General features: G+C 40.6%; 7 protein-coding genes. 3 read left to right on the top strand and 4 right to left on the bottom strand.

Features of this window, described 5'->3' with window-relative positions; genetic code table 11:
* Nucleotides 1-205 precede the first annotated feature (205 nt).
* Both AACZ11_RS06730 and AACZ11_RS06725 read right to left on the bottom strand, forming a co-directional pair.
* Nucleotides 206-1,822 carry an ABC transporter substrate-binding protein gene (locus tag AACZ11_RS06730; protein WP_290625925.1) on the bottom strand — a complete coding sequence of 539 codons (1,617 nt, stop codon included), beginning with the start codon at nt 1,820-1,822 and terminating at the stop codon, nt 206-208.
* 2 nt (nt 1,823-1,824) lie between these two features.
* Nucleotides 1,825-2,178, bottom strand: coding sequence for a four helix bundle protein (locus AACZ11_RS06725; RefSeq protein ID WP_290625924.1), 354 nt, complete (start codon nt 2,176-2,178; stop codon nt 1,825-1,827).
* A 147-nt stretch (nt 2,179-2,325) separates the two neighbouring features.
* On the opposite strand from AACZ11_RS06725, the gene mtaB reads away from it, so the two are divergent.
* Nucleotides 2,326-3,660, top strand: coding sequence for a tRNA (N(6)-L-threonylcarbamoyladenosine(37)-C(2))-methylthiotransferase MtaB (mtaB, locus tag AACZ11_RS06720; RefSeq protein WP_290625923.1), 1,335 nt, complete (start codon nt 2,326-2,328; stop codon nt 3,658-3,660).
* A gap of 14 nt (nt 3,661-3,674) precedes the next feature.
* On the opposite strand, the gene AACZ11_RS06715 is transcribed toward mtaB, so the two are convergent.
* Both AACZ11_RS06715 and AACZ11_RS06710 read right to left on the bottom strand, forming a co-directional pair.
* Entirely contained in the window at nt 3,675-3,974 is a 300-nt protein-coding gene (locus AACZ11_RS06715) for an N-acetyltransferase (RefSeq protein WP_034258626.1), read from the bottom strand.
* 15 nt (nt 3,975-3,989) lie between these two features.
* Nucleotides 3,990-4,706 carry a pirin family protein gene (locus tag AACZ11_RS06710; protein ID WP_290625922.1) on the bottom strand — a complete coding sequence of 239 codons (717 nt, stop codon included), beginning with the start codon at nt 4,704-4,706 and terminating at the stop codon, nt 3,990-3,992.
* A 101-nt stretch (nt 4,707-4,807) separates the two neighbouring features.
* Between AACZ11_RS06710 and AACZ11_RS06705 the strand changes: the two genes are divergently transcribed.
* Nucleotides 4,808-5,470, top strand: coding sequence for an alpha/beta hydrolase (locus AACZ11_RS06705; RefSeq protein ID WP_290625921.1), 663 nt, complete (start codon nt 4,808-4,810; stop codon nt 5,468-5,470).
* A 60-nt stretch (nt 5,471-5,530) separates the two neighbouring features.
* On the top strand, nt 5,531-6,463 hold the full coding sequence (locus tag AACZ11_RS06700) for a lytic transglycosylase domain-containing protein (protein ID WP_290625920.1): 933 nt from the start codon (nt 5,531-5,533) through the stop codon (nt 6,461-6,463).
* Nucleotides 6,464-6,521: the final 58 nt, after the last annotated feature.

Raw genomic sequence — 6,521 nt, 5'->3', positions numbered from 1 at the left:
TTGAGCCTATGTCCGTCTTTATCAAATGCCGTTTTTCGATCCCGCTTATTGTTTTTTAGCGAGGTGATCATGGCCGCAACTGAACCTCCAAATCCCATAATAGTGTTTTTATATGGTACGGATAAAGTTTCTAAAATGTTACAAAACAAATTTTTTTTCGGCAGTAGGCGCGCGTACACATCTGTATATTAGAAAGATAGTCTTTTTATTTTTTCTTCCTAACTCGTTTTAAAATCAGGAAATTCTGCGGATTTATCCCCAAACCGCTTACTTTTTTATTGACAAATCGCACTGCCATGTCGTAAAATAAGGGAACTATGGGTGCTTCACTAATCACGATAGAATCCATTTTGGTGTAGACTTCTTTTCGCTCTTCAATGTTAGACAAGGTCATGGAACGTTGATATAAGCTGTCGAATACCGTATTCTTGAAATGTGTATAATTGGGGCCGTTAGGTGTAAAATTAGGGCTATAGAATAATGACAGATAGTTCTCGGCATCCGGATAATCGGCGATCCAGCTCGCACGAAAAATATCCAGTTCACCGCTGCTTTTCATTTGTCGTAAGGTTGAGGGTGGCACCACATCTATAGTTACCGAAATCCCCAATTTTTGAAGCTCTCTTTGAATGTATTCACACAGGTCCAGGTATTGACTATTGGTTCCAATAACAATTTCGGGACGCTCGTCTCCCGTTTCTGCTTTGTATTCCTCAATTAACTCACGCGCCAGGGCTGGATTATAATCGTAGCCTTTAATAGATTCATATCCGGGTAAACCTTTCGGAATAAAGCCATGAGTGGCAGGAATACCTACACCATTTCGTAGATACATGACCATTTTAGAACGGTCGAATCCGTAATTGATCGCTTGTCGTAAAGCTTTGGACTGTATCTCCGTAGTTTCGCTATCCAAGTAAAAACCCAGATATTCTGTGTTGAGAAATGGACCTTTAATAAGGTAGAATTCGTCTTGATACGCCGGCTGAAGCTGTCCGGTGGTAGTAAGGATCTCATCTTTATAGGAATTATCTAAACTGTTAAGAAAATCCAGTTTTCCCTGTACAAATTGTAAGAACTCACTTTGCTTATCGGGTAAGAACGTAATTGCCACCGCCTCAAGGTACGGTAATTTGTTTCCCGCGGCATCGGTCTCAAAGTAGAGTGGATTCTTCCGAAGGACCAGTTTTACATTTTCTTCCCACAATTTTAATTGAAAAGGACCGGTCCCTACAGGATTTCTTCGGAATTCAGTACCGTAGTGATCCACAGCTTCTTTGGGAACGACCGAGCAATAGCGCATGGATAATAACCCAAGAAAGGCCGGAAAAGGTTGTTTTAACTGAATGACGAAAGTGGTATCATTGACTGCTCGATACGATGCTACATGTTGCATGACCCAACTACCGGAGGAAGCAACCTTCTCATCTGTGAGACGGTCAAAACTATAAGTAAAATCTGAAGCAACCACTTTTCTCGTCTCATTCGCTCCAAAGACCTTATTCCTATGAAAATAAACATCGTCTCTCAGATAGAACGTATAGGTAGCTGTAGAATCGTTCACTTCCCAACGTTTTGCGATATCTGGTGTAATATTGAGTGAGTCATCCAATTGTACCAGCCCATTGTAAAGTTGATTCGTAGGCCATATGATCTGTGGGTTTCTTGCAAAAGCAGGGTCTAAGGTTGGGATGTTACTATGTTCGTTGTAACGAAATACCTTGTCGCTATCAACTGAAGACCTATCCTTGCAGCCAATAAAAAGGAAAAGGTAAAAAAGAAGGAAAATGGCACGAAGTAAGAAGTTGGGAGCAGGAAGCATTACTATTTAATTTTATTTTTAAAGGCTATCATCATATTCATTAAATGAAAAGATTCTGAATACCTAGATTGAAATTCACTTTTTGAAATATAATTTCGGAGGTTCGCTTTGTGAAGGCAAGTTACAACTTCAGCTAGTGAACGAATACTATAGCCCATAAATTTTTTAAACTCTTTTTCAGATTGGCAAATACAACCTTCCGCAATATTAAGTGCTATAGAATCTCCTGAACGTGCAATTTGTGATGCGAGATTAAATTTCTCTTTTTCAGGAAACATTAAAGAAAGGCGGTTAAGCTCTTCTCCTAGATCCATGGCTTTTTGCCAAATAATTAGTTTTTCAAATTTAAACTCCATAGATAAGACATTTGGCTGGGGAGTTGCTGAATTAAAGATAACCATTTTTAAAATCGCCTACAATCTCAAGATAAGCCAACTTCCAACACCCCACTTCCCACTTCAACATATCTTTGTATCTTTGCGCCCAATTGATAAAGCAGAGTAATGAACGCTACAAAAAAAGTTGCATTTTACACTTTGGGCTGTAAATTGAATTACAGCGAAACCTCCACCATTGCTAGAAATTTTAAGCAGGAGGGGTTTGACCGTGTCGATTTTAACGAAAAAGCAGATATCTACGTAATTAATACGTGTAGTGTTACCGAAAATGCCGACAGACGCTTTAAGAACATTGTAAAACAAGCCCAACAATCCAATCCCGAAGCTTTTGTGGCAGCTATTGGTTGCTATGCACAATTAAAATCGCAGGAATTGGCAGATGTTAATGGTGTAGACTTGGTGTTAGGTGCCACCGAAAAATTCAAGATCACAGACTATCTTAATGATCTTTCCAAGAACGACCTAGGAGAAGTGCATTCTTGTGAAATTGAGGCAGCCGATTTCTATGTGGGATCGTATTCCATTGGAGATCGCACCCGAGCTTTCTTAAAGGTGCAAGATGGTTGCGATTACAAGTGTACGTACTGTACTATTCCCTTGGCACGAGGAATATCTCGAAGCGATACAATGGAAAATGTTCTAAAGAACGCCCAAGAGATCTCAGCACAGGGCATACGTGAGATTGTACTTACAGGAGTGAATATTGGAGACTACGGTAAAGGAGAATTTGGCAATAAGAAACATGCACACACATTTTTAGATCTTGTAAAAGAATTGGATAAAGTTCCCGGTATCGAACGTCTTCGTATCTCATCCATAGAGCCTAACCTATTAAAAAATGAGACTATAGCGTTTGTGGCAGCATCCAATACTTTTGTGCCGCATTTCCACATACCGTTACAAAGCGGGAGCAATACTATTTTAAAGCTGATGCGCCGAAGGTACCTTCGGGATCTCTATCGTGATCGGATCGCTAAAGTTCGCGAGGTCATGCCACATGCGTGTATTGGAGTGGATGTGATTGTGGGGTTTCCGGGAGAAACCGACGACCATTTTTTGGAAACCTACGAATTTTTGCATAGTCTGGATATTTCGTACCTGCATGTATTTACCTATTCTGAAAGGGATCACACTCCGGCAGCCAATATGGATGGGGTTGTTCCGAAGAAAATACGGAATAAGCGAAGCAAGATGTTACGAGGATTATCGGCTAAGAAAAGAAGAGCTTTCTATGAATCTCAACTTGGAAAGACCAGAACGGTCCTTTTTGAAGGGGAGAACAAGCTGGGGTATATCCATGGATTTACTGAAAATTACGTAAAAGTGAAAGCGCCATGGAACCCCGAATTGGTGAATACGCTACACACCATTGAACTTACAGAGATCGATGAGGACGGATTGGTACGGTTCAATTTCACGGAAGATACCGTAATGGCATAATTTTTCAGAAAAAATTAGATGCTAATACCCACAGGAAGCAAGTCTTTGTAAACACGTCTGTTCTTCCGCATAAAGGAAGCGATCTCGGGACTGGTTGGGACTAAGCTAATGCCTCTTTCTTTTACTTCTTCAAAAACGGCTTTGATAAATATTTCCCTAAAGCCTTGATCTTCCATGTCTTGTGGCATATCGTATTTTGTAAGAAAGATCTTTCTGTCTTGAAGCGCATACTCGATACGAGCCATATTATCGCCCACCTCAAGCTCAAATTGTCTTAGAAATTCATTGTCTGTAATCTGCACATCTTCTATCATGGGAGTTTATTTTATTTAATTCATGGGAACTTCAATGAGAAGTACCTTGCTGTTTTTTGCTATGGTAAGGGAAATCTTTTCTGTTTCCCAAACCCCAAAAGCGTCGCGATCGGTAAGTGTTTCATTCTCAACAAAAACGGTACCATTAATTACGTAAATATAGACACCGTGGTTTTTGTTGTGTAGCGTATATGAGATCTCTGTTTCTTCTGAAAATTCCCCAATATTAAAATAAGCCTGCTGATGGATCCAGAGTTCATCTTCAGAAGCTTCCGACCTTGGCTTCACTACCGCACTGAAGCGATTGGGTGTTAGCAATGGTGCAATGCTCTTCTGGTCGTATCTGGGGGTTACATTCTCGGTCTCGGGAAAGACCCAAATTTGAAATAAGGTGACAGCCTCGGTCGTGCTGGCATTTTGTTCGCTGTGCTCAACACCGCTTCCTGCACTCATTACTTGAATGTCCCCGGCCTTGATTACCCCTTCATTACCCATACTGTCTTTATGCTTCAAAGCGCCAGTTTGCGGAATGGTGACGATCTCCATATTGTTATGGGGGTGCTGTCCAAAGCCCATAGAAGGAGCTACATAATCATCGTTCAACACACGAAGTAAACCAAATTGAAGGCGGTTTGGGTCAAAATAATTCGCAAAACTAAAGGAGTAATTGGCTTTTAACCAACCGTAATTTGCAGATCCTCTGGTAGCTGCAGGATGTAAGACCTTTTTCATTGAACGTTGCCCCTTTTTTTGGAATAAGATAATAGTATCTTTGTTGCGTAAATTTACGAAATATCTTTGGTCAAAACCATTTTTTCTACTACTAAAGCGTGATGAGCGAAGGAAAAACGCATATCTATTTTGTTCCCGGTATGGCGGCGGGTGCTGAAATTTTCAGAAACATCAGCTTACCCGAGGATCAATTTGTGATACACATCATTCAATGGTTGTTGCCAGAAAAGAATGAATCGATTAAAGACTATGCAAAACGAATGGCCGCTATCATCACCGAACCCAATTGTGTTTTGGTAGGCGTATCGTTTGGAGGGGTTGTTGTACAGGAGATGAGTGCTTATCTTGAGTTAAAGAAACTTATTATTATCTCCAGCGTGAAAACAAAACACGAATTGCCGCGCCGCATGCGGTTTGCACGTAAAACCTTCTTCTATAAAATTATACCTACGAGCTTGGTACTAAGTGCAGAGGACCTTACAAAATTTGCCATTGGACCAAGAACCGAAAAGCGGCTAAAAATCTATCAAGAATACTTGCATGTTCGGGATAAGGGATATTTGGATTGGGCGATCAAGAATATGGTTTGCTGGAAGCGAAGCACCGCCGTACCTAACATATTCCACCTGCATGGTAATAAAGACGTGGTCTTTCCGTTAAAGTACATTCGCAACTGTGAGGTCATAGAAGGCGGAACGCATATTATGATCTTGAATAAAGGAAGGGAATTGTCCGATAAGATTATAGAAATCGTACAAAAATAAAGCGTCATATCCCTTTTAAGAAGGCGGGTTTATGTTTATCTTTAAAGAAAATTAGTTGTTATGAGCATATTATCAAAAATTGGTTTGGTCACGGTACTTTTTGGGGTAAGTAGCCTGTGTGTAAATGCAGTGCAGGAAGCCCCTTCCGATGAGACCTTGGAAAAGAAAATGATAAACGATTATAATGTGTATGCGTTGCCTATTCCCGAATATATGGAATTTGCCGGGGAGGCCGTACCATTAAATGAACCGGATATACGAGAGCGTTTGGACCGGGAGTTGTTGGTAAATACTTATTGGCAGTCCAATATGTTGTTGATGATAAAAAGAGCACATAAATACTTTCCTGTGATCGAGCCCTTATTAAAAGAGCATGGTCTGCCTGACGATTTTAAATATTTGGCAGTTGCCGAAAGCGGTTTAGATAATGTAAGATCTCCTGCCGGAGCTGCAGGTTTCTGGCAATTCTTAAGCAGTACCGGCAAAGAATATGGTCTGGAGATCAATGATTACGTGGACGAACGTTATAACTTAGAGATGGCTACCAAAGTGGCAGCAGAGTATCTAAAGAAGTCAAAAGAGCGATTTGGCAGCTGGACCTTAGCAGCCGCAGCTTATAATGCCGGTAACGGGGGAGTAAACAAACAGATCACTCGGCAAAAGACAGAAAATGATTATTACGACCTTCTACTGAATGATGAAACAAGCCGGTATGTGTTCCGCATCCTTGCATTCAAGGAAATATTGTCTAATCCGAAGAAATACGGATTCAACTATAGAGATAAGGACCTGTACAAACCGATTCCCACGTACAAAGTAAAAGTGACGACTCCTATAGACGACTTTGCCGATTTTGCAAAGACGCATGACATCAATTATAAGATCCTAAAAATTCACAATCCGTGGTTGCGGGATACCTTCTTAAAAAATGCTTCAGGAAAGGAATACTTGATAGAAATTCCGGAAAAAGGATATTACAATACGGGACAATAAACCGTACTAGTTTACAGGATTCCATTCTACCGAAAACCTTTCGGCAGGAATTCTGTTT

Source organism: uncultured Altibacter sp. (genome assembly GCF_963972995.1).
Taxonomy (GTDB): Bacteria; Bacteroidota; Bacteroidia; order Flavobacteriales; family Flavobacteriaceae; genus Altibacter.
The sequence above is the reverse complement of the archived record's forward strand: the minus strand, read 5'-3'. Positions and strand labels throughout refer to the sequence as shown.

Coding starts and splice junctions, on each gene's coding strand:
- AACZ11_RS06730 (WP_290625925.1), bottom strand. CDS start 1,822: ATGCTTCCTGCTCCCAACTTCTTACTTCGTGCCATTTTCCTTCTTTTT.
- AACZ11_RS06725 (WP_290625924.1), bottom strand. CDS start 2,178: ATGGAGTTTAAATTTGAAAAACTAATTATTTGGCAAAAAGCCATGGAT.
- AACZ11_RS06715 (WP_034258626.1), bottom strand. CDS start 3,974: ATGATAGAAGATGTGCAGATTACAGACAATGAATTTCTAAGACAATTT.
- AACZ11_RS06710 (WP_290625922.1), bottom strand. CDS start 4,706: ATGAAAAAGGTCTTACATCCTGCAGCTACCAGAGGATCTGCAAATTAC.
- AACZ11_RS06700 (WP_290625920.1), top strand. CDS start 5,531: ATGAGCATATTATCAAAAATTGGTTTGGTCACGGTACTTTTTGGGGTA.
- mtaB (WP_290625923.1), top strand. CDS start 2,326: ATGAACGCTACAAAAAAAGTTGCATTTTACACTTTGGGCTGTAAATTG.
- AACZ11_RS06705 (WP_290625921.1), top strand. CDS start 4,808: ATGAGCGAAGGAAAAACGCATATCTATTTTGTTCCCGGTATGGCGGCG.